The following is a 20,097-nucleotide window of genomic DNA, read 5'->3' as shown; positions in this document are numbered from 1 at the left end:
GGTGGTGGGGTCGGTCGGTCAGAGGCTCAGCAGTCCGAGCACGGCCAGGGCGAGGGTCAGCGCACCGAGGGCGACGGGCATGTACGCCCAGGGGGTGCGGGAGCGCTCCGCCGGCGGCCTGCGCTGGAGGACGAGGGTCGACAGCCCGGTGCCGATCGAGAGCACGGCGGTGCCGACGGCGAGCACGGGCGAGAGGATCACGAGCACGGTCGCGCCGAGCTGGAACATCACGGTGCCGAGCACGTCCAGCAGGCGCATCACGACGGCCTCACGGGCGCCGACGCGCTGGGAGAGCAGGGTCGAGATCGCCTCCTCGGACCAGTCGCCGGGCTCGGCGATGCGGCGCCGGGTCGCGATGGTCTGCGCGGTCGCCAGCACGATCCACACCAGCGCGCAGCCGGCGCCCACCCACACTCCGAGCTCGGAGCGGATGTCGGCCGGCCACAGCACGAGAGCGAGCAGCACCGCGGCGATGCGCAGCACCTCCTCGAGCACGCTGCGCACCGCGACCAGCCCCGGGTTCACGGCGAGCTGGCGGCGGGTGCGGGCGACGAAGAGGCTCGTCGCGACGAGGGAGACGAGCTGCAGGGCGCCCAGCCCGATGCCCAGCAGCAGCGGCACCGGCGTGGTGGGGGCGAAGGGCAGGATCGCCACCAGCATCACGATCGCGAGGGCGGGGATCAGCAGGGCCTGGATCGACAGGCCCTTGACGAGGTCCCGGACGAGATCCGCCCCGGTGGGGGGATGGTCATGACCGGTGTGGTCATGGGGATCGTGGGGGTCGTCGCAGTGCGGGCGGGGCTCCGCGGGGGTGTCGGTCATGGGGCTCCTTCTCGGTCCCCACCAGGGTAACGGGGCTCGGCCCGGGGCTGACCTGTGGAACCATGGGCTCGTGAGGACCCACGAGAAGCTTTCCCAGGCCCCCGGGCTGACCGCGGCGCAGCGGCAGCGGGCGGTCGGCGCCGTCGTGGCCGCGGCGACCGGGGACGCGCTCGGAGCGCCCTACGAGTTCCAGGCCCCCGTCGTCGACTCCGAGGAGATCGACATGATCGGCGGCGGCGTGCTCGGCTGGCAGCCGGGGGAGTGGACCGACGACACCTCGATGGCGATCGTCGTGCTCGAAGCCGCTCTAGCCGCCTCGGACCACCATGACCTGCGGCTCGAGTCCGCGCAGGACCACATCGCGCGCGAGTGGTACTCGTGGTCGCTGGGCACCCCGGACATCGGGAACCTCACCTCCCACGTGCTGCGCTCCGCGGCGGACATCGGCCGCGCGGCCGGCCACTACGCGCCCCGCGCGGTCGACTTCCGGGCCGCGGCCGCGAAGGCGCACGAGGACCACCCGACCTCCGCGGGCAACGGCTCCCTGATGCGCGCCCACGCCTCGGTGCTGCCCTATCTGCTCTCCCCGGACGCGGACGCGGCCGAGGCGATCGCCTCGGTGTGCCGCTTGACACACGTGCATCCGGACACGATCGAGGCCTGCATCCTGTGGGGCTTCGCCGTGCGCCACGCGATCCTCACCGGCGAGCTCGACGTGCGCGTCGGCCTCGACCAGCTCGAGCCCGAGCGCCGCACGGTCTGGCAGGACCGGATCGAGGAGGCGGAGGAGTCGACCCCGGTCATGTTCCGACGCAACGGCTGGGTCGTCGGCGCCTTCCAGGCGGCGTGGGCGGCGATCGCCGGCGTCGGCCCGATCCCCGAGGGGAAGTTCGCCCAGCGCGATGCACTGGTCGCCGCTCTCGAGGCCGCGGCCCGGGCCGGCTACGACACCGACACCGTCGCCTGCATCACCGGCTCCCTGATGGGGGCGGCGCTCGGCCACAAGGCCGTCCCGCCCGAATGGAGGCGAGTCCTGTTCGGCTGGCCCGGCTACGAGGTCGAGGAGCTCACGAACCTCGTCGAACGGGTCATCGCCCCGCAGGTGGCCGAGGAGCCGAGCCCGTGAGCGCCGCCCGAGGCAGTTCGGGGCGCGGCGGCTGGGACCTGCGGATCCTGACCTGGAACCTGTGGGAGCTGCGCGGCGACCTGCACGCGCTGATCGAGGCTGTCGAGGATCTCGACCCCGACCTGCTGCTGGTCCAGGAGGCGCCCCGCTTCGTGCTGCCCACGACGCGGCTGGCCTGGTTCGCCCGGCGCATCGGCCGACGGGTCCTGGTCGGCGGGCTCGGCGGGCGGGGCCTCGCGATCCTCGCGACCGAGGACGTCGCCGCGCAGGTGATCCGCCGCGGCATGCACCCGGTCGCGCAGAGCGTCACGGACCTGAACTCGACCTACCCGCGCGGGGTCGCCGCGGTGCGGCTGTCGGTGCCCGGCGGCGGCGAGGTCGTCGTCTCCTCGCTCCACTTCGCGCTCCAGGAGGACAACCGTCTGCGCCATGCCGAGCACGTCGCGGCGCTGGTGCGCGGGGCGGGGGCGCCGGTGATCGTCGGCGGCGACCTCAACGAGACCGCCGACGGCGCGGCGCGGCGTCTGCTCGATCCGCTGCTGCGGGACCCTGCCGGGCAGTCCGAGCACACCTTCCCGGCCGCCGGACCGGTGCGCCGGATCGACGCGATCCTCGTCGGCGAGGGCGTGCAGGTGCGCGACGCACGGGCCGTCCGCTCCACCGCGCGGGTCGGCGAGGAGCGGCTCTCGGGCGCCAGCGATCACCTGCCGACGCTGCTGGACGTCAGCCTCTGACGCCCCTGAGCGGGGTGCTCAGCCCCTGAGCCCGGCGCGCAGGGCGACCATGTCGTCCTGCCCTCCGACGTGCCGGATCGCGAACCCGCCCTCGACCGGTCCGCGCAGCGTGAGCTGGGTCCGGTAGGAGTCCACCGCCCGCTCCACCGCGTCCGCGGTCTGCGGGAGATCGCGCACCACGGTGCCCGGTGCCGCGACGTCGCTCGCGATCTGCACCAGCGGCACGCCGGTCCGCTCGGCCGCGGCGACGGCGACGTGGTGGGCGCGCACATGGTCGGGATGCCCGTAGGTGCCCTCGTCGTCGTAGCCGATCAGCACGTCCGGGCGGGACTGCTCCACCAGGGCGACGAGGTCGTCCGCGGCTTGCTCGAGCGGGACGAGGGAGAAGCTGTCGGGGCCGGCGTCGGGGGAGGGGCCGGCGAGCCCCTCGCGCACCCAGGCCATGCCGGAGTCGCGATAGCGGCGAGGGGCCGCGCCGGCCGCGAGAGCAGGAGCGGTGCCCAGCCAGTGCCGCTCGGCGATCCCGAGCGCGGCGGTCGCGGCATCGATCTCCTGCTCCCGGATCTCCTCGAGGGGGCGCTCGTCCCCGTCGGCGACCGCGCCGGGGACGATCTCGCCCTCCTCGCCGCGGGTCGCGGTGACGAGCACGACGCGGATGCCGTCGGCGGCGAGCGCGGCGAGCAGCGCGCCGGTGGAGAGCGACTCGTCGTCGGGATGGGCGTGGACGGCGAGCACGGTGCGTGCGGTCCCGAGCAGCTGCCAGGGGTCGGTGCTCATGCGCGCTCCTCCACGAGACGGGTGTACTGGGAGGCGAGCGCCTCGGCGGTCGCCTCCCAGGTGCGGGAGGCGGCGAACTCGCGGGCGGCGCGGACCGCCGCCGCGTAGCGGTCCTCGTCGGCGAGGAGCGCTTCGAGGGTCTCGGCCCAGACGTCGGGGTCGCGGCTGCCCTGCACCAGGCCGTCGGGCGCGACGGCCTCCCGCACCCCGCCGGCCGCGCGCCAGGCCAGGACGGGGGTGCCGCTCGCCTGCGCCTCGAGGGCGACGAGGCCGAAGGTCTCCGACCAGCTGGTCAGCAGCAGCGCGCCGGCGCAGCGCATCGCCTCGGCGAGCTGATCGCGGTCCAGGGTGCCGACCATCTCGACCCGGTCCTCGACGCCGAGCTCCTTCGCCAGCGCCCGCAGCGACTCGAGGTACTCGGCGAAGGCGGGGGCGGCGGAGCCGGCCAGCACGAGCCGCGCGCCCCGTGCGGGGTCGAGCCGGGCGAGGACCTCGAGCGCCAGGTCGGGGCCCTTCAGCGGCTCGATCCGCGCGGTGAACAGGAGGGTGGGGCGGTGGCGCCGGGCCTGCACGTCCTCGCAGGGGTGGAAGCGGTCCACGTCCACGCCGGGGCGGACCACGGCGAGGCGCTCGCCGGGGACGCCGTAGCGCTCCACGACGGTGCGCGCCTCCGCGTCGGAGACGGCGATGACAAGGTCGGAGCCGGTCGCGGCGAACTGCTCGCCGGGGATGCGGCCCTCGGACTCGGCCGGCTCCCCGGCCTCGAGCGTCGAGGAGCCCTCGGGCGCCGCGACCGAGTGGAAGGACTGCAGGTGGGGGAGATCGAGCTCCCGCGCGAGGGGCAGGGCGGAGACGCCGCTGAACCAGTGGTGGGAGTGGACGAGGGAGTACTCGCCGCCCGCGAGGTGCGGCCGCAGCTGCTCGCGGAAGGGCCGGATCATCGCGTCCATGTCGCCCTTGGCGACGGGGGCGGCGGGCCCGGCGTCGAGGTGCAGCAGGCGCACCCCCTCGGCGACCTCGACCACGGCCGGGGCGTCGGGGTCGGAGCGTCGGGTGAAGAGGTCGACGCGGTGGCCCAGCCGGGCGAGGGCGAGGGACTGCTCGAGCACCACGACGTTCATGCCGCCCGCGTCCGCGCCTCCGGGCTCGGTGAGCGGTGAGGTGTGCAGGCAGACCGCGGCGATCCGCAGGGAGGTGGCCGTCATCCCGCCATCCTAGAGGGGCCGCGCGGCGGCGCTCCGAGGGGCCGCTGTTCGCCCGTGACGAAATAGGACGCGGCCTGGGTCACGGGAAGTTGAACTGGGAATGAGCATGGTGGAGCCTGACAGGCATGGACACGGCGGAGAAGGTTGATTGGGCGGCGCTGAACGCCCACGCCGCGGGCCGTCCCGCCCGTCGGCTCGTGGGGAAGGCGATCTCTGCGGCCGGAGGTGACCGCCGTCCCGGGGTCGTGCTCGATCTGGGGGCCGGCGCCGGTGCCGACTCCCTCCAGTTCGCCCGGCGCGGCTGGCAGGTCCATGCCTACGACAGCGACGACACCCTCGCTGCCCGCCTGGTGGAGAACGAGCGCATGAGCGGCTCGGTGACCTTCCACCACACCGATATCCAGGACGTGGCGGAGTTCCCGTCCGCGCAGATCGTCTACTCGACCTACACCCTGGGCCTGCTCGGCCCGGAGGCGCTGCCGGAGGTGTGGGCGAAGCTCGTCGGCGCCCTCCCGCGCGGCGGCGTGATGGCCGTGGACTTCTTCGGCCCCAACGACTCCTGGGCGGAGCTGCCCGATGTCGCCACGCTCCCGCTCCACGAGATCGACGCGATGTTCCGCGACTTCCACGTGATCGATCGCTCGGTGCGCGACGAGGACGGCCGCTTCCTCGCGGAGAAGAAGCACTGGCACGTCATCACGACGCTGGCCCGGAAGGTGCGCTGAGCCGGGATCCAGTCGGTCCGTCGGCCGTCAGCGCGAGCGTAGGCGGCGGGGCGGCGGGAGTCACGGAGTTTCTGCATCGCCGCCGAGCGGGGAGCCCCCGTCTTCCGTCGGGGCGGAGTCGTCCCCAGAGGTATGAGAGGACCCTTCGGCGCGGAGGGGCGGAGGGACCACGCTCGGCGGGGACGAGTAGCCGACGGCTCCGTGCGGGCTGATCCAGCGATGTCGGGTCGCGCCGTCGGCCCCGGCCCCGGCCTCCGCGTCGGCTGCCGTGACCTCCCACTGCCCGTGCTCCTTGGCCACGTTGCAGCGCACGCACAGGCCCTGGCCGTTCTCGTAGCTGGTCGGCCCGCCGCGGTGATAGGGCACGACGTGGTCGATGTGGCGGATCACCGCATTGCACCAGGGCGTGCGGCAGGTGACGTCCCGCAGACGGATCAGCCGGGAGAGCCCGACGGGGAAGGCGCGCGCCCGGGACTCCATCGCCACCAGCTCGCCCGGGCGCGGACTCGCGTACAGCCGACGGAAGACGGCGGCGGCTTCCTGGTCGGGGTGCTCGATCGAGGCGGATGGGTCCGGTGGATCGCTGGCACCGGCACCGTGTGGATCGTTGGTCCCTACGGGATCGTCGGCGTCGAACGGACCTTCCGCAGCAGGAGTCCCGCTGATGACCGGCGGATCCTCGGACCCCACCTCGCGAATCCGTCCCGGAGGCCGGCCCTGCAGGGTGTCGGTGATGACGTGGGCGGGGATCGTTCCGTAGCCCTCGAGCAGGGCGCACTCCTCCTCGTCACCGCGACCGAGCAGCGCCCTGTCGGTGATGACGATGCCGAGGTCGAGCCGTGGCCGGGAGGCGGTGGGGGTGAGGGCGGTGCGCCTGGGGGCTGCTCGCAGCACGGCATCCACCAGCAGGTCCGCCTCGAGGGCGCGTGCGGGTGTGCGGGAGCCGGCGGCGCGGAGCGACTCGGCGCGGGCCCGGAGGGTCTGCATCACGGAGGTCGCCTCGAGCCCCGGCAGCACCGCGCTGAGCCGCGCCATCCCGTCGGCCAGCGGCGTCATCGTCACGTGGCGTGCGCGTGCGGCGCGCTCGGCCCGGGCCCGTGAGCCCTCGGGCTCGAGCTGCTGGACCATGCCGCGCAGGTCGGAGGCCAGGCGCCTGCGTCCGCGTCCCTGCAGCGCGTCAGGGTCCTCGGCGATCAGCCGGTCGATCCGTGCACAGGTCTCCGGGGAGGCGCCGTCGAGCGTGGTCGCGACGGTCGAGGCCTGCTCCGCGGTGAGTCGTCCGCTCCGCAGCACCGAGGCAGTGCCGGGTAGCTGCTGGACGAGCCGCCTCGCCGCGGCGAGGGAGTAGGAGCCGGAGGAGGGCGAGACGCGACGGGCGAGCGAGATCTCGTGGGATGCGCCCTTGCCGCGTCGGGAGGCCGGGACATCGCGGGCCTCGTCATCTCGAGCGATCCGCTGCTCGGCCCGCACCTGCCAGATCGAGTCGATCGCGGCGAGCGCGGAGCGCAGGTGGTCGAGCCCGGCGAGCACGGCCAGGGCCTCCTCCCCGCTGCCCGGAGCGGTGTCCGGCAAGGGGTCGCGCGTGGAGTGCGTGCGGGTGAAGGCGTGGAGCGTGGAGGTGACGATCTCGGCGAGGACCGCGCGGGCCGACGGGTCGGCACCGAGGTCTGCGAGCTGCGCGGCGGCCTGGTCCAGCGCGTCGACCGTTCCACAGCTGTCGGCCGTCCCGGAGCTGCCGGCCGCCGCAGCACGGCCGGCAGGGCCGGACGCGCCGGCAGCCCCGGACGTGCCGGCAGCCCCGGACGCGCCTGGCGGCCCTGACACGTCGGCCGACGAGGGTGCCGCGCCGGGGTGGGGAGCGTCCCCACCGGGGCAGTCCCCGTCATCCTGCGGTGTCGTGTTCTCCATTCCTCCAGCGTAATGAGCGTCGATTTCTGGCGACAGGCCAGGAAGGATTCTGTGGATGACGCGGTCGACGCGCTGAGCTATGTGGATGAAAGTGTGGAAAAGGTGGGTGTGTGGAGGAATCGTCAGAGCGGTTGCTGCGATGCCAGCGCGGAGGTGCCGCCCGGATGCGTTTCCGAGAAGTCGCTCTGCCGGAATTGCGAGGCGGCTCCTGCGTCAATGTCCTGAAAGGAATTGTGCACGACCCCCGACCGTGGAGGAAAGATTCGCCGTGCGACGCGACGGATTGACTATTTCCCTAGCAGCGTCAGCACCGCCGTCACCCGCCGGTGCACGCTCGCGTCGTCGCTCAGCCCGAGCTTCGCGAAGAGCCGCTGGGTGTGCTTCTCGATCGCCCCGGTGCTGAGGAACAGCCGCTCGGAGATCGCGGCGTTCGTCAGTCCCTCGCCCATCAGCTCGAGCACCTCCCGCTCGCGCGGCGTGAGATCGTCCAGCGGTGAGCGACGCCGGGAGGCGATCACCTGAGCGACCACGTCGGGATCGATCGCGACCCCGCCCGCGGCGACCCGCTCGATCGACTCGAGGAAGGAGCGGATGTCGAACACCCGGTCCTTGAGCAGATAGCCCGTCGCCTCCGCGCCGGACTCGATGAGCTCGGTCGCGTAGCCCACCACCACGTACTGGCTCAGCAGGACGATCGGCGCCTGCGGCCACGCCGCCCGGATCTCCTTCGCGGCCCGCAGTCCCTCGTCGCTGTGGGAGGGAGGCATGCGGATGTCCGAGATCACCAGGTCGGGCCGCAGCTCGAGCGCCCGGGCCACGAGCTCCGTGCCCGTCGCGGCGGTGCCTACCACCTCGTGCTCCGCATCCTCCAGCAGCAGGCGCAGCCCCTCGCGCAGCAGCGCCGAGTCGTCGGCGATCAGGACGCGCACGGGATCACCGCCTCCACCCGGGTGCCGTCGCCCTCGGGGGAGTGCACGCTCAGCCGGCCCTCGAGCGAGGCGACCCGTCCCGCGAGCCCGGCGAGCCCGCCGCCGGTCCGCATCTCCGCGCCGCCGCGTCCGTCGTCCTCGATCCTCACCCGCACATCCTCGCCGATCCGTGCCACCTCCACCACGACGGACCCCGCCCCGGAGTGCTTCGCGGCATTGGTCAGCGCCTCCGAGACGACGTAGTAGACGCCGATCTCGACATGCTCGGGCAGGTCCAGCTCCGGGGCCTCCACCGTCGTGGGCAGCGGGGAGATCGCCGCGAGCTCGGCGAGCGCCGCCGGCAGGCCGCGGTCCACCAGGATCGGCGGGGCGATCCCGCGCGAGAGCCGACGCAGCTCGTCGAGGGTGAGACCCAGCTGCTCTCGCGCCTCGCGCAGCACGGCCTGTGCCCGCTCGGGATCCTTCTCGGTGAGGGACTCGATCCGGGCGAGGTCCATGGAGGCGCGCACGAGCCGCTGCTGCGGGCCGTCGTGCAGGTCCCGCTCGAGGCGGCGCAACGCCGCGGACTCCGCCGAGCGGCCCGCAGCACGGGACTCCTCCGCGCGCGCCAGGCGCTGCTGCTCCTCGTGCCGCGAGCTCAGCAGCCCGCGGCCGACCCCCTGATGAAGCGCGGTCAGCCCCCGTACCACGGGGCCGACGGTGAACAGGAAGAACAGGCCCGCGAGAAACTGGAGCAGGACATCGGCCGGGAGCACGTAGGGTTCGGGCACGCCGAGCAGGGTGCCCAGCCCGTCGGTCTCCTCCGGCGGCAGTACGTTCTCGAGGATCAGCGTCGCCACCGGCCCGCCGACCGTGGCGATCGCCCCGAGCGTCCAGCCGATCACGAGTGGGAAGCTGATCAGGGCGAGCAGGAAGTTCACCAGCACCCACAGCGAGTCCAGCCAGCGCTGCGGATCGGTGAGCGGAGTGAGCATCCGACGCACCCACCCGGCGCCGGCGCGCGGCTGCTTCGGCAGCGGCGTGGGCAGGTGCGTGCCGAGGATCGCGGACTGCAGGGCCCGCTCGGCCGCCGCGAAGCCGCGGGCGACGAGCACCCCGCCCACCAGGATCGGCAGCCCGACCCACACCACCACCGTCGCCGCGCCCGCCGAGAGCAGGGTGATGACGAGGGAGAAGCCGATCGCGCCGAGCACCAGGGCGAGGAACGAGTAGCCGAGGAAGCGGCCGAGCCGGGACGCCCAGGCGCCGACGCCCCGGGCCGGGGCGGGGGTCTCGTCGGCCGTGCGGGGCAGGGTCATCGTGGTCATGCCTCCACTCTCGGGCCGGATCGCCGGGAGGCCCATCCTGTCACCGGGACGGTCGGTGTCGGGCTGGCCCGACACCTCTGGGCATCCCTGCCCGGAGGATCAGCCCTGCTCGCAGATCTCCTTCAGCGTCTCGAGGTCGGCCCGGACAGCCGCGGCGTCCTCGTCGAACTCGGCCTCGCTCATCGAACCGCGGCGCAGGGTGAACACCACCTCGCAGCTCTCCTCCGTCAGCGTCAGCACCCGCAGCGGGTTCAGCACGGACTCGCCGGTGGGGAGGGTGACGGTGTGGTCCACTACGCCCAGATCGTTCTCCGGCACGAAGCTGACCAGCACCCGTCCCATCGGCGAGCTCATCGACCACTGGGTGACCTCGCGCTGCACCTCGCTCCCGGCGAGCCCCGCCGCCCAGCGGGGCAGGTTCCGCGGATCGCTCACGTACTCGTACACGCGACGCCAGGGGCGGTCGATCACGACGGAGAGATGGAGGGAGGGGCCGACGGGGGCAGCGGAGTCGCTCATGGGGCGACGCTAACAGCCCCCGCATCGCGGGCGCCCTGCGCCGCCCTGACCGTCGCGCCGACCGCGTCCTCCCAGCTCGTCGCGACGAGCCCCTCCTCCCGTCCGAGACGCCCCGGCACCTGCACGCACGGCCCGTACCAGAGTCCGGAGATCCCGTGGAGCTCACGGGTGAAGGTGTTGAAGGGTGCGAGCAGGGAAAGTGCTGCACGGGGGATCGGGATCGGCCGACGGGCGGACGTGCCCACGAGCCGGGACACCTCCGCGATCAGCTCCCGCTGGGTGCGGGCGGGGGCGGCAGGGGCGTTCAGCACCGCATCGCCCGCGGCTCCGGTCAGGTGCTCGGCGCGGCGGGCGGCGTGGAGCATCGCCGCCGCGAGATCCGGCACGTGGGTGAGGGTGTGCGGCGCGTCGGCCCGGCCGAACAGGATCGCGCGGCGCCCGGCGAGCAGCGGCTCGATCACCATCGCGGTCGCGACCGCCGCCCCGGTGCCGACGGTGCTCGGCCCGATCAGGTCCGAGGCGATGACGCTGAGGGTGCGGGCCCGGTGCGCGCGGCGCGCGGCCAGCAGCTCCACCCGCACCCGTCCCTTCTCGTCCTGCGGACTGGGCGAGGCGTCCTCGGCGAGGGATGCGGCGCCGCCCTGGAAGCCGTAGAAGGACTCGGGGAGGACGACGGGGATCCCGCGCTCGGCGGCCGCGTCGAGCACGGCGAGCTCGCGGGGCGGGAGCTGCTCGCGCCAGAGCCGGGCGTCGTAGGGGGCGTGGAAGGTGGCGTGGACGGCGCCCGCGCCGTCGATCGCGGCCCCGAGCGCCGCCGGGTCGAGCACGTCCCCGGCGACGCGCCGGATCCCGGGGGAGGGGTCCTTCGCGGTGCGGCGCAGCACGGTGACGGTGTCGCCGTCCGCGAGCGCCCGCTCGATGATCGCGCGGCCGATCTGTCCTTCTCCGATGACGAGGTGATGCATGACTGCCTCCCGGAAGTGAGCACTGCTCTCTGTTCTGTCGAGAACAGTGAACACCGCTCTCGATCCGACGTCAAGAGCAGTGCTCTCGGAATGTGGGAGGATGCGGAGCATGAACGCCGCACCGACATCCCGCGCCCTCGCCCGGGAACGCACCATGGCCCGCATCGTCGAGCTCGGGAACGCCCAGCTCGCCGAGAGCGGCGTCGCCGGCCTCAGCGTCCGCGAGATCGCCCGCGGCCTCGGCATGGTCTCCTCGGCGGTCTACCGCTACGTGGCCAGCCGCGACGAGCTGCTGACCCTGCTGATCGTCGACGCCTACGAGGACCTCGCCGCCGCGGTCGAGGAGCGTCTTGCGGGCGCCGGCGACGCGCCGCGCGAGCGCTTCCTCGCCCTCGGCGGGGCGATGGCCGCCTGGGCGCTCGCCGCGCCGGAGCGCTGGTCGCTGCTGTACGGCACCCCGGTCCCGGGCTACGCGGCGCCGTCGGAGACCACGAACGCCCCCGGCACGCAGGTGACCCGCGAGGTGCTCACGATCGCGGCCGACGCGGCCCGAGGGGGTCGGCCGCTCGGTGACCCGCCGGCGCTCGTCCCCTCCGTCGCCGAGCTGCTCGCACAGCACCTCGGGGAGTTCGACCTCGACGCCGACGCGGCCACCGCCGCCCGCGCCGTCACGGCCTGGTCCGGGCTCGTCGGCGTGATCAGCGCCCACCTGTTCGGCCAGCTCGGCCCCGATGCGGTCGCCCTCGGCGAGGACATCCTCCGCCCCCAGATCGAGATCCTCGCGGACCTCATCGCACCGCGCTGAGCGACCTGCCCGTCGCGTCCTCGTCGAGCGCGGCCAGGACGACCCGGACGATCGCGTCCGGCGTCGCGGGCTCTCGCACCCGCGCGCCCGCCGCCGACGGGGCGACGACGACCCAGCGGGACGTGCCTCGTCGGCGCATCCGGCCGATCTCGACGCTCCCGCCCCTGCGCAGCGGGATCACGAGCGCACCGCTCGGGCCGACGGCGAGGCGAGCGCCCAGCTCTGGACGTTGCGCGAGCAGGAGCGCGCGGATCCGCTCGCGCTCGGCCCGCACCGCATCGGCGGGGGCGGAGTGCGCAGCGGTGCGGCGCGACGGCGACATGCTCACGAGCCTAGGAGCGGGGTGTGACAGAGGGGCGGAGCGACGCGGGCGGTCCCACCGTTCCCCCGTACGGGGGAGCGCGGTCGCTCGCGGGAGGGAGGTGGGTGGCGCGGGTGGGGGCGGTCCCCTCACTAGGCTGACACCCATGGCACAGCGCAGGCAGGACGGCAGCGCGGGGGACGCGGACTACGGCGCCCTCGGGTCCACCTACTCCCGCTACCGACGCCCCGACCCGCGGCTCGCCGCAGTGATCGCGCAGGCGCTCGGCGAGGCGCGCACCGTGCTGAACGTCGGCGCCGGGGCGGGCTCCTACGAGCCGACGGACCGGGAGGTCACCGCCGTCGAGCCCTCCGCCGTGATGCGCGCCCAGCGCCCCGCCCACCTGTCCCCGGCCGTGGACGCGACCGCCGAGCAGCTGCCCTTCGCCGACGACTCCTTCGACGCCGCCATGACCACCTTCAGCGTCCACCAGTGGCAGGACCTTCCTGCGGGCCTGGCCGAGCTGCGACGCGTGACGCGCGGCCCGGTCGTGATCCTCACGTGCGACCCGAGCCGCGTCCAGGAGTTCTGGGTGCGGGAGTACGCGCCGGAGGTGCTCGAGGTCGAGGCGCGCCGCTGCCCGTCGCCGGACGCGCTCGCCGACGGGCTCGGCGGCAGCATCTCGATCAGCACCGTGCTCATCCCGCAGGGCTGCACCGACGGGTTCTCCGAGGCCTACTTCGGACGGCCCGAGCACCTGCTGGATCTCGAGGCGCAGCGCGCCTGCTCCGCCTGGTCCCTGGTGGAGCCCGCGGTGATCGACCGCTTCACCCGGGAGCTCGCCGGGGACCTGCTCGACGGGACCTGGGACGCCCGTCATGGCGCGCTGCGCACCCTGCCGCGCTACGAGGGGTCCCTCGTGCTGCTCGTCGCCGAGCCCTGAGCCGTCCTCGCCCCGCTCAGTCCCCGAGGATCGCGCCGCGGGAGGCGGACTTCACGAGCTTCACGTACTTGCCCAGCACGCCCTTGGTGAACTTCGGCGGCAGCGGCTCCCAGCCCCCCCGGCGCGCGGCGAGCTCCGCCTCGTCGACCAGCAGGTCGAGGGTGCCCGCGCCGACGTCCAGACGGATCCGGTCCCCGTCGCGCACCAAGGCGATCGGGCCGCCGTCCACCGCCTCCGGGGCGATGTGGCCGACGCACAGGCCCGTCGTCCCGCCGGAGAAGCGGCCGTCGGTCATCAGTAGCACGTCCTTGCCGAGCCCGGCGCCCTTGATCGCGCCGGTGATCGCGAGCATCTCGCGCATGCCCGGCCCGCCCTTCGGGCCCTCGTAGCGGATCACCACCACGTCGCCGTGGTCGATCGTGCCGTCGTTCAGCGCGTCCAGCGCATGCTGCTCCCGCTCGAACACGCGCGCGGTCCCCTCGAAGACGTCCTCCTCGAAGCCGGCGGACTTCACCACCGCGCCCTCGGGGGCGAGCGAGCCGTGCAGGATCGTGATCCCGCCGGTGGGGGCGATCGGCGCGGTCGCGGGGCGCAGCACGGTCCCGTCGGCCGGGCGGGGCGAGAGGACCTCGAGGTTCTCGCCGATCGTGCGACCGGTGACGGTCAGGCAGTCCCCGTCCAGCAGGCCCTCGTCCAGCAGCGTCTTCATCACCACCTGGATGCCGCCCACGTGGTCCACGTCGTTCATGACGTAGCGGCCGTAGGGCTTGAGGTCCGCGAGGTGCGGCACCTTCGCGCCGATCCGGGCGAAGTCCTCGAGGGTGAGGTCCACGCCCGCCTCGTGCGCGATCGCGAGCAGGTGCAGCACCGCGTTGGTCGAGCCGCCGAAGGCCTGCACCACGCTGATCGCGTTCTCGAAGGCGGCCTTGGTCATGATGTCGGAGGTCGTGATGCCCTGCCTCAGCATCCCCACCACGGCCTCGCCCGCACGGCGCGCGTCGGCGTCCCGGCGCCGATCGGCCGACGGGGGAGTGGCCGAGCCGGGGATCGACATGCCGATCGACTCCGCGACAGTCGCCATGGTGTTCGCGGTGTAGAAGCCGCCGCAGGCGCCCTCGCCCGGGCAGATGGAGCGCTCGATCCGGCCGACGTCCTCCCTGCTCATCAGCCCGCGGGCGCACGCACCGACGGCCTCGAAGCCGTCGATGATCGTCACGTCCTTCTCGGTGCCGTCGGAGAGCGAGGCACGCCCGGGCATGATCGTGCCCGCGTAGACGAAGACGCTCGCGAGGTCGAGCCGCGCCGCGGCCATCAGCATCCCCGGCAGGGACTTGTCGCAGCCGGCCAGCAGCACCGAGCCGTCGAGCCGCTCGGCGAGCATCACCGTCTCGACGCTGTCGGCGATGATGTCGCGGGAGACGAGGGAGTAGTGCATGCCCTCGTGCCCCATCGAGATCCCGTCGGAGACCGAGATGGTGCCGAACTGGAGCGGGTACCCGCCGCCGGAGTGCACGCCCTCCTTCGCGGCACGGGCCAGCCGGTCCAGCGACAGGTTGCAGGGGGTGATCTCGTTCCAGGAGCTCGCGATGCCGATCTGGGGCTTGTCCCAGTCCGCATCGCCCATCCCCACCGCGCGCAGCATGCCGCGGGAGGTGGTGGCGGAGAGGCCGTCGGTGACCGTGCGGCTGCGCGGCTTGATGTCCGGGGCGTGCTGGTCGGCGGGAGCGGCTGGGGCGGCGTCGTCGGTCATGGCCCGACCCTAGGACTCCGCGCCGCAGATGTACACGGGCGGCGGGGCGGTCAGAGCACCCGGGGGCGACTCTCCTCCTCGCCGAGGCGGGTGAGGCGGCTGAGCTGCGTGACGTGCTGGGGGCCGAGATCGGCGAGGGTGGGGACCTGCAGCAGCTTCATGGTCTGCTCGACCTGGCTCGCGAGGATCTCGATGGTGCGGTCCACGCCCTCCTTGCCGCCGGCCATGAGCCCGTAGAGGTAGGCGCGGCCGATCATCGTGAAGTCGGCGCCGAGCGCGATCGCGGCGACGATGTCGGCACCGCTGCGGATGCCGGTGTCCAGGATGATCTCGACGTCCTTGCCGATCTCGCGGGACACCTCGGGCAGAAGATGGAAGGGCACGGGGGCGCGGTCCAGCTGGCGGCCGCCGTGGTTGGAGAGCACGACCGCGTCGACGCCGAGGTCGGCGAGCTTCTTCGCGTCCTCGAGGGTCTGGACCCCCTTGACCGCGAACTTCCCGGGCCACATCTTCCGGATCTCGGCGAGGTCCTCGAAGTCGATCGAGGGATCCATCGCGGAGTTCAGCAGCTCCCCGACGGTGCCGCCGGTCTCCGAGAGTGAGGCGAACTCGAGCTTCGCCGTGGTCAGGAAGTCCCACCACCACCAGGGGCGCGGGATCGCGTTGACGACGGTGCCGAGGCTGAGCTGCGGCGGGATCGAGAACCCGTTGCGGTAGTCGCGCAGCCGCGCACCGGCCACGGGGGTGTCCACCGTGAAGAAGAGGGTGTCGAAGCCCGCCTCGGCCGCGCGCTCGACCAGGCCGTAGGAGATCTCCCGCTGGCGCATCACGTAGAGCTGGAACCAGTTGCGACCCAGCGGGTTCGCCTCCTTGACGTGCTCGATCGAGGTCGTGCCGAGCGTCGAGAGGGTGAAGGGGATGCCGGCCTCGCCGGCCGCCGAGGCACCTGCGATCTCGCCCTCGGTCTGCATCAGGCGGGTGAAGCCGGTGGGGGCGATGCCGAAGGGCTGCGCGGAGCTTCCGCCGAGGATCTGGGTGGTGGTGTCCACCGAGGAGACGTCGTTCAGGATCGAGGGGTGGAACTCGATGTCCTCGAAGGCCTCGACGGAACGGCGCATCGAGATCTCCCGTTCGGCGGCGCCGTCGGTGTAGTCGAAGGCCGCGGCGGGAGTGCGACGCTTCGCGATCGTGCGCAGGTCCTCGATCGTGAGCGCCGAGGAGAGCCGTCGCCGCTTGGGGTCGAGGTCGATCTTCTTGAACTTCATGAGCTCGAGGAGCTCGGAGGGGCGGGGGATCTGACGCTGGACCATGGGTCCTCCTTCGTGTCGGACGGTCGTATCGGGCGTGCGGGAGCGGGTCAGGGGACGGGGATCATCCAGGACAGCACGTTCGACTGCAGCCCGACCAGCAGGCACAGCGCGACGAGCATGCCGAGGCTCCACCAGATCACACGGCGGAAGATCGCGGACTCCTGACCGACCAGGCCCACTGCCGTGGCCGCGATGGTGAGGTTCTGGGGGCTGATCATCTTGCCGACCACGCCGCCGGAGGTGTTCGCGGCCACCAGCAGCGCCGGGTCGAGGCCGGCCTTCTCGGCGGCGGTCTGCTGGAGCGTCGCGAACAGGGCGTTGGCGCTGGTGTCCGAGCCGGTGACCGCGGTGCCGAGCCAGCCCAGGATCGGGGAGAGGAAGGCGAAGGCGGCGCCGGTGCCGGCGATCCATGTGCCGATGGTGATCGTCTGGCCCGACTGGTTCATGACGTAGGCGAGCGCGAGCACTGCGGCGACGGTGAGGATCGACCAGCGCATCTTCGCGAGGTTGGTGACGTACACGTCGACGGCGTCCCGCGCGCTGAGTCGGTAGACGAGCGCCACCACGATCCCGGTGAGCAGCAGCAGGGTGCCCGGCGAGGAGAGCCACTGGAGGGTGTACACGGTGCTGGTGGAGACCTCCCCGGCGGCGGTGAGCACCCGGCCGTCCAAGCCCGGCCAATGGATCTTCAGATCCGTCGAGGCGAGGAAGGCGTTCAGCGCGGGCACCAGCTTCGAGGCGGAGAAGACGAGGATCACCAGCAGGTAGGGGAACAGGGCCATCAGCACGCGGCCCGGGGTCAGGGCGGTGTCGGGTCGGGTGCGGGTGGCGACTGCGCCGCCGCCGGTCGCGTCCTGCGGGGCGTCGGCCTGCTCGGTCTCGCGCTCGCGACGCATGTTCGCCAGGGCGTCCTTCCCGCCGACGGGCGTCCACACGCGCAGCATGAGCACCGCGGCGCCGAGCCCGGCGAGGGAGGCGATGATGTCGGTGAGCTCGACGGAGATGAAGTTCGAGGAGACGTACTGGCTGATCGCGAAGACGAGGCCGACCACGAGCGCGAGCGGCCACAGCTGGCGCACCCCGCGTCGGCCGTCGACCAGCAGCACCAGGAACAGCGGCACCACGGCGGCGAGGAACGGCGCCTGGTGGCCGATGATCGCGCCGATGTGCTGGTAGGGGATGCCGGTGAGGTTGCCGGCGGTGATGATCGGGATCGCGATCGCGCCGAAGGCGACCGGGGCGGTGTTGGCGATGAGCACCACGGTCGCGGCGCGCATCGCGGTGAAGCCGACGGCCATCAGCATCACGCCGGTGATCGCGACGGGGGCGCCGAAGCCGGCGAGGGCCTCGAGCAGTCCGCCGAAGCAGAAGGCGATGATGATGGCCTGGACCCGGGGGTCGTCGGAGATCTTGTCGATCACCAGGCGGAGGTCCTCGAAGCGTCCGCTGCGAACGGTGAGCTCGTACAGCCAGATCGCGTTCAGCACGATCCACATGATCGGGAAGAGGCCGAAGGCGAAGCCCTGAGAGGCGGAGAGGGCGACGAGGTCCAGGGGCATGCCGTAGACGAGCGCGGCGACGAGGCCGGCGACGGCGAGCGCGGACAGGCCCGCCCAGTGGGCCTTCCAGCGCAGCACGCCGAGGGTCACGAAGATCGTCAGCAGCGGCAGGATCGCGACGAGCGAGGACAGCATCAGGCTGCCGGCCAGCGGTGCGAGGTCTGGGGTGTACATGGGAACCTCCGAGGCACGTCAGCGGCGGTGCTGCACTGCATCGCCGTCGATGTCGTGCCTGGTGAGTCGTGAGGGGAGTGGGAGCGGGGGACCACGGTGTGGTCCGACCACATAGCGATGGTAGGGCCAGGGCGGCGGCGAGGCAAGCCCCGGGGAGTCCCGGACGGGACGGGCCCGGGGCGTGACGCGTCGAGCGCGGGTCGTCGGAGAGAGGGGCCGTGCACGCGCGGAGCCGGCTGTGCTAGAACGGGCCCATGGTCGAGAACGCGCACCTCTCGGAGGTCGGACCGCATCGGAGCACGGCCGGGGCCGGCGGCGCGGCCTGGGGACCCGTGTCCCGTCGCAGCACCCACGAGCTGGTGATCGACGCGATCGAGGACCAGATCATGAGCGGTGCGCTGGCCGTCGGGGACCTGCTCCCGCCCGAGCGGGAGCTCGCCTCCCGGCTGCAGGTGAGCCGCACCGGGGTGCGCGAGGCGATCCGGGTGCTCGAGGCCCACGGGGTGCTCCGCTCCGAGGTCGGCTCCGGACGCGGGGCCGGCACCTTCGTCGCCGCGCTGCCCCGCGCCGCCCTCGAGCGCTTCCTGCGACTGCACGTCGCCCTCGCGAACTTCCCCGTCCACGACGTGGTCGAGACGAGGGTCCTGCTCGAACGGGCCAGCGCCGCGCTCGCCGCGGAGCGCGCGGACGCGGAGGCGCTCGCGGAGCTCGAGGAGCTCCTGGCGAGGATGGACCGTCCCGGTGCGAGCCGCGAGGACTTCAACGACGCGGACACCGAGTTCCACGTCGCGATCGCGCGGGCCGGGGGCAATGCGCTGTTCGCGGAGATGACCGGGGCGATCCGCGCCTCGCTGCGCGCGCCGATCCTCGAGGCCTTCACCAAGGTCGAGGACTGGGACGCGATGGCCGGCATGCTCCGCGCCCAGCACCGCGAGATCCTCGACGCGCTCCGGGCGGGGGAGTCGGAGGAGGCCGCGAGACTGACCGCGGAGCACATCCGCGCAGCCGCCGCGGCCCTGCCCGACCTCCCCGGCGCCTGAGCGCCACGCCTCGCGGCGCAGGCCGGATCAGGCGCCGGGGACCGGCCGCTCGTCCACCCCGTCGTACTGCGACAGCGGACGGATCAGCGCGTTCGACGCCCGCTGCTCCATCACATGGGCCGTCCACCCGGTCACCCGCGCCGCGATGAACAGCGGCGTGAACAGCTCGGTGTCGAAGCCCATCAGGTGGTAGACGGGACCGGCGGGATAGTCGAGGTTCGGCTTGATGCCCTTGGCCTCGTCCATCGCCTGCTCGAGCCCGTCGTACAGGCCCAGGATCTCGTCGCGGCCGGTGTGGGCGATCATCGCGTCCAGCGCCTGCTTCATGGTGGGCACGCGCGAGTCGCCGTGCTTGTAGACGCGGTGGCCGAAGCCCATCACCTTCTTCTTCTGCGCGAGCGCGTCCTCCATCCAGGCCTTCGCCCGCTCCTTCGCTTCGGCGCCGGACTCCTCGGGCCGGATCCCGATCTCGTCGAAGGTGTGCATGACCGCCTCGTTCGCCCCGCCGTGCAGCGGGCCCTTGAGCGCGCCGATCGCCCCGGTCACGGCCGAGTGGAGGTCGGCGAGGGTCGAGGTGATCACGCGCGCGGTGAAGGTCGAGGCATTGAAGGAGTGCTCGGCGTAGAGGATCAGCGAGACGCGGAAGGCGTCGACCACCTCCGGCGCCGCCTCCTCGCCGAAGGTCATCCACAGGAAGTTCTGGGAGTGGTCGAGGTCCTCGCGGGCCGGGACCGGCTCGGTCGGTCCGCCGGCGCGGCGCCGACGCTGCTCGTAGGCGATCACGGCCGGCAGCTGCGCAGTGAGCCGTTCGGCCTTGGCGAGCTCGCTCCCGGGAGAGGAGTCGTCGGCCTCGGGATCTCGTGCCCCGAGGACCGAGACGGCCGTGCGCACCGAGTCCATCGGGTGGCAGGTCGTCGGCAGCGCATCGAGGGCCTGCTTGACCGTCGGGTCGAGGTCGCGGTGGGCGCGGAAGCGTCCCTGCAGCGCGGTGAGCTCGTCCGCGTCGGGCAGCTCCCCGGTCCACAGCAGATGGGCGACCGCCTCGAAGGACTGCGTCGCGGCGAGCTGCGGGACGGGATAGCCGCGGTAGAGCAGCGAGTTGGTCTCGGGGTTCACCTTCGAGATCGCGGAGACGTCGGCGACGACGCCGTTCAGGCCCTTCCTGATCTCGGAGGTGTCGGTGGCGTGGTTCATGGGG

19 protein-coding genes are annotated in these 20,097 nt (G+C 73.0%); 6 read left to right on the top strand and 13 right to left on the bottom strand.

The window, feature by feature from the left end; translation table 11 throughout:
• Positions 1 to 18: 18 nt before the first annotated feature.
• Positions 19 to 822 carry a hypothetical protein gene (locus DEU31_RS13315; protein WP_133677499.1) on the bottom strand — a complete coding sequence of 268 codons (804 nt, stop codon included), beginning with the start codon at positions 820 to 822 and terminating at the stop codon, positions 19 to 21.
• A 70-nt stretch (positions 823 to 892) separates the two neighbouring features.
• Between DEU31_RS13315 and DEU31_RS13310 the strand changes: the two genes are divergently transcribed.
• A complete protein-coding gene (locus DEU31_RS13310; protein ID WP_133677498.1) occupies positions 893 to 1,948 on the top strand; it encodes an ADP-ribosylglycohydrolase family protein in 1,056 nt (351 codons plus the stop codon).
• Positions 1,945 to 2,682, top strand: coding sequence for an endonuclease/exonuclease/phosphatase family protein (locus DEU31_RS13305; RefSeq protein WP_166649515.1), 738 nt, complete (start codon positions 1,945 to 1,947; stop codon positions 2,680 to 2,682). Before DEU31_RS13310 ends, DEU31_RS13305 begins: the two co-directional genes overlap by 4 nt.
• 18 nt (positions 2,683 to 2,700) lie before the next feature.
• On the opposite strand, the gene DEU31_RS13300 is transcribed toward DEU31_RS13305, so the two are convergent.
• Complete coding sequence (locus DEU31_RS13300; RefSeq protein WP_133677497.1) at positions 2,701 to 3,459, bottom strand: PIG-L family deacetylase; 759 nt, start codon at positions 3,457 to 3,459, stop codon at positions 2,701 to 2,703.
• Positions 3,456 to 4,664: a glycosyltransferase gene (locus DEU31_RS13295; RefSeq protein ID WP_133677496.1), complete on the bottom strand. Its 1,209-nt coding sequence runs from the start codon at positions 4,662 to 4,664 to the stop codon at positions 3,456 to 3,458. The genes DEU31_RS13300 and DEU31_RS13295 overlap by 4 nt, the downstream gene beginning before the upstream one ends.
• 125 nt (positions 4,665 to 4,789) lie before the next feature.
• On the opposite strand from DEU31_RS13295, the gene DEU31_RS13290 reads away from it, so the two are divergent.
• The gene (locus DEU31_RS13290) at positions 4,790 to 5,389 is read left to right on the top strand and encodes a class I SAM-dependent methyltransferase (protein WP_010550932.1); all 600 of its coding nucleotides are present in this window, start codon (positions 4,790 to 4,792) and stop codon (positions 5,387 to 5,389) included.
• Between the two features lie 60 nt (positions 5,390 to 5,449).
• On the opposite strand, the gene DEU31_RS13285 is transcribed toward DEU31_RS13290, so the two are convergent.
• The 5 genes from DEU31_RS13285 to DEU31_RS13265 form a co-directional block, all read right to left on the bottom strand.
• Entirely contained in the window at positions 5,450 to 7,297 is a 1,848-nt protein-coding gene (locus DEU31_RS13285; protein WP_010550933.1) for an HNH endonuclease, read from the bottom strand.
• A 287-nt stretch (positions 7,298 to 7,584) separates the two neighbouring features.
• Positions 7,585 to 8,226: a response regulator transcription factor gene (locus DEU31_RS13280; RefSeq protein ID WP_010550934.1), complete on the bottom strand. Its 642-nt coding sequence runs from the start codon at positions 8,224 to 8,226 to the stop codon at positions 7,585 to 7,587.
• Positions 8,214 to 9,533 (bottom strand): sensor domain-containing protein, encoded by a 1,320-nt coding sequence (locus tag DEU31_RS13275; protein WP_133677495.1) that lies wholly within the window; start codon positions 9,531 to 9,533, stop codon positions 8,214 to 8,216. The genes DEU31_RS13280 and DEU31_RS13275 overlap by 13 nt, the downstream gene beginning before the upstream one ends.
• Before the next feature lie 99 nt (positions 9,534 to 9,632).
• Positions 9,633 to 10,052: an SRPBCC family protein gene (locus tag DEU31_RS13270; protein ID WP_133677494.1), complete on the bottom strand. Its 420-nt coding sequence runs from the start codon at positions 10,050 to 10,052 to the stop codon at positions 9,633 to 9,635.
• Positions 10,049 to 11,017 carry an NAD-dependent epimerase/dehydratase family protein gene (locus DEU31_RS13265; protein WP_133677493.1) on the bottom strand — a complete coding sequence of 323 codons (969 nt, stop codon included), beginning with the start codon at positions 11,015 to 11,017 and terminating at the stop codon, positions 10,049 to 10,051. The genes DEU31_RS13270 and DEU31_RS13265 overlap by 4 nt, the downstream gene beginning before the upstream one ends.
• Positions 11,018 to 11,126: 109 nt before the next feature.
• Here DEU31_RS13265 and DEU31_RS13260 point away from each other — a divergent pair, with 109 nt between their 5' ends.
• On the top strand, positions 11,127 to 11,822 hold the full coding sequence (locus DEU31_RS13260; protein ID WP_133677492.1) for a TetR/AcrR family transcriptional regulator: 696 nt from the start codon (positions 11,127 to 11,129) through the stop codon (positions 11,820 to 11,822).
• Here the strand turns inward: DEU31_RS13260 and DEU31_RS13255 are convergent.
• On the bottom strand, positions 11,806 to 12,144 hold the full coding sequence (locus DEU31_RS13255; RefSeq protein WP_133677491.1) for a hypothetical protein: 339 nt from the start codon (positions 12,142 to 12,144) through the stop codon (positions 11,806 to 11,808). The two genes, DEU31_RS13260 and DEU31_RS13255, sit on opposite strands and share 17 nt — an antisense overlap.
• A 145-nt stretch (positions 12,145 to 12,289) precedes the next feature.
• Here DEU31_RS13255 and DEU31_RS13250 point away from each other — a divergent pair, with 145 nt between their 5' ends.
• A complete protein-coding gene (locus DEU31_RS13250; protein WP_133677490.1) occupies positions 12,290 to 13,066 on the top strand; it encodes a class I SAM-dependent methyltransferase in 777 nt (258 codons plus the stop codon).
• 16 nt (positions 13,067 to 13,082) lie between these two features.
• Here the strand turns inward: DEU31_RS13250 and ilvD are convergent, their stop codons facing one another.
• Genes ilvD through DEU31_RS13235 form a run of 3 tightly spaced genes read right to left on the bottom strand, consistent with a single transcriptional unit; the run spans position 13,083 to position 17,859 of the window.
• Positions 13,083 to 14,816 carry a dihydroxy-acid dehydratase gene (ilvD, locus tag DEU31_RS13245; protein ID WP_133677489.1) on the bottom strand — a complete coding sequence of 578 codons (1,734 nt, stop codon included), beginning with the start codon at positions 14,814 to 14,816 and terminating at the stop codon, positions 13,083 to 13,085.
• Between the two features lie 50 nt (positions 14,817 to 14,866).
• The gene (locus tag DEU31_RS13240; RefSeq protein WP_133677488.1) at positions 14,867 to 16,126 is read right to left on the bottom strand and encodes an alpha-hydroxy acid oxidase; all 1,260 of its coding nucleotides are present in this window, start codon (positions 16,124 to 16,126) and stop codon (positions 14,867 to 14,869) included.
• 47 nt (positions 16,127 to 16,173) lie between these two features.
• The gene (locus DEU31_RS13235; RefSeq protein ID WP_010550943.1) at positions 16,174 to 17,859 is read right to left on the bottom strand and encodes an L-lactate permease; all 1,686 of its coding nucleotides are present in this window, start codon (positions 17,857 to 17,859) and stop codon (positions 16,174 to 16,176) included.
• Positions 17,860 to 18,113: 254 nt separating this feature from the next.
• Between DEU31_RS13235 and DEU31_RS13230 the strand changes: the two genes are divergently transcribed.
• Positions 18,114 to 18,899 (top strand): FCD domain-containing protein, encoded by a 786-nt coding sequence (locus tag DEU31_RS13230; protein WP_133677487.1) that lies wholly within the window; start codon positions 18,114 to 18,116, stop codon positions 18,897 to 18,899.
• Positions 18,900 to 18,926: 27 nt separating this feature from the next.
• On the opposite strand, the gene DEU31_RS13225 is transcribed toward DEU31_RS13230, so the two are convergent.
• The gene (locus DEU31_RS13225; RefSeq protein ID WP_133677486.1) at positions 18,927 to 20,093 is read right to left on the bottom strand and encodes a bifunctional 2-methylcitrate synthase/citrate synthase; all 1,167 of its coding nucleotides are present in this window, start codon (positions 20,091 to 20,093) and stop codon (positions 18,927 to 18,929) included.
• Positions 20,094 to 20,097: the final 4 nt, after the last annotated feature.

It is taken from the genome of Brachybacterium sp. AG952, from assembly GCF_004362645.1.
In the GTDB taxonomy this organism is placed as follows: domain Bacteria; phylum Actinomycetota; class Actinomycetes; order Actinomycetales; family Dermabacteraceae; genus Brachybacterium; species Brachybacterium conglomeratum.
This window is presented reverse-complemented; position numbering and strand designations above follow the sequence as displayed.

Coding starts and splice junctions, on each gene's coding strand:
- DEU31_RS13315 (WP_133677499.1), bottom strand. CDS start 822: ATGACCGACACCCCCGCGGAGCCCCGCCCGCACTGCGACGACCCCCAC.
- DEU31_RS13300 (WP_133677497.1), bottom strand. CDS start 3,459: ATGAGCACCGACCCCTGGCAGCTGCTCGGGACCGCACGCACCGTGCTC.
- DEU31_RS13295 (WP_133677496.1), bottom strand. CDS start 4,664: ATGACGGCCACCTCCCTGCGGATCGCCGCGGTCTGCCTGCACACCTCA.
- DEU31_RS13290 (WP_010550932.1), top strand. CDS start 4,790: ATGGACACGGCGGAGAAGGTTGATTGGGCGGCGCTGAACGCCCACGCC.
- DEU31_RS13285 (WP_010550933.1), bottom strand. CDS start 7,297: ATGGAGAACACGACACCGCAGGATGACGGGGACTGCCCCGGTGGGGAC.
- DEU31_RS13275 (WP_133677495.1), bottom strand. CDS start 9,533: ATGACCACGATGACCCTGCCCCGCACGGCCGACGAGACCCCCGCCCCG.
- DEU31_RS13270 (WP_133677494.1), bottom strand. CDS start 10,052: ATGAGCGACTCCGCTGCCCCCGTCGGCCCCTCCCTCCATCTCTCCGTC.
- DEU31_RS13265 (WP_133677493.1), bottom strand. CDS start 11,017: ATGCATCACCTCGTCATCGGAGAAGGACAGATCGGCCGCGCGATCATC.
- DEU31_RS13260 (WP_133677492.1), top strand. CDS start 11,127: ATGAACGCCGCACCGACATCCCGCGCCCTCGCCCGGGAACGCACCATG.
- DEU31_RS13255 (WP_133677491.1), bottom strand. CDS start 12,144: ATGTCGCCGTCGCGCCGCACCGCTGCGCACTCCGCCCCCGCCGATGCG.
- DEU31_RS13250 (WP_133677490.1), top strand. CDS start 12,290: ATGGCACAGCGCAGGCAGGACGGCAGCGCGGGGGACGCGGACTACGGC.
- ilvD (WP_133677489.1), bottom strand. CDS start 14,816: ATGACCGACGACGCCGCCCCAGCCGCTCCCGCCGACCAGCACGCCCCG.
- DEU31_RS13240 (WP_133677488.1), bottom strand. CDS start 16,126: ATGGTCCAGCGTCAGATCCCCCGCCCCTCCGAGCTCCTCGAGCTCATG.
- DEU31_RS13235 (WP_010550943.1), bottom strand. CDS start 17,859: ATGTACACCCCAGACCTCGCACCGCTGGCCGGCAGCCTGATGCTGTCC.
- DEU31_RS13230 (WP_133677487.1), top strand. CDS start 18,114: ATGGTCGAGAACGCGCACCTCTCGGAGGTCGGACCGCATCGGAGCACG.
- DEU31_RS13225 (WP_133677486.1), bottom strand. CDS start 20,093: ATGAACCACGCCACCGACACCTCCGAGATCAGGAAGGGCCTGAACGGC.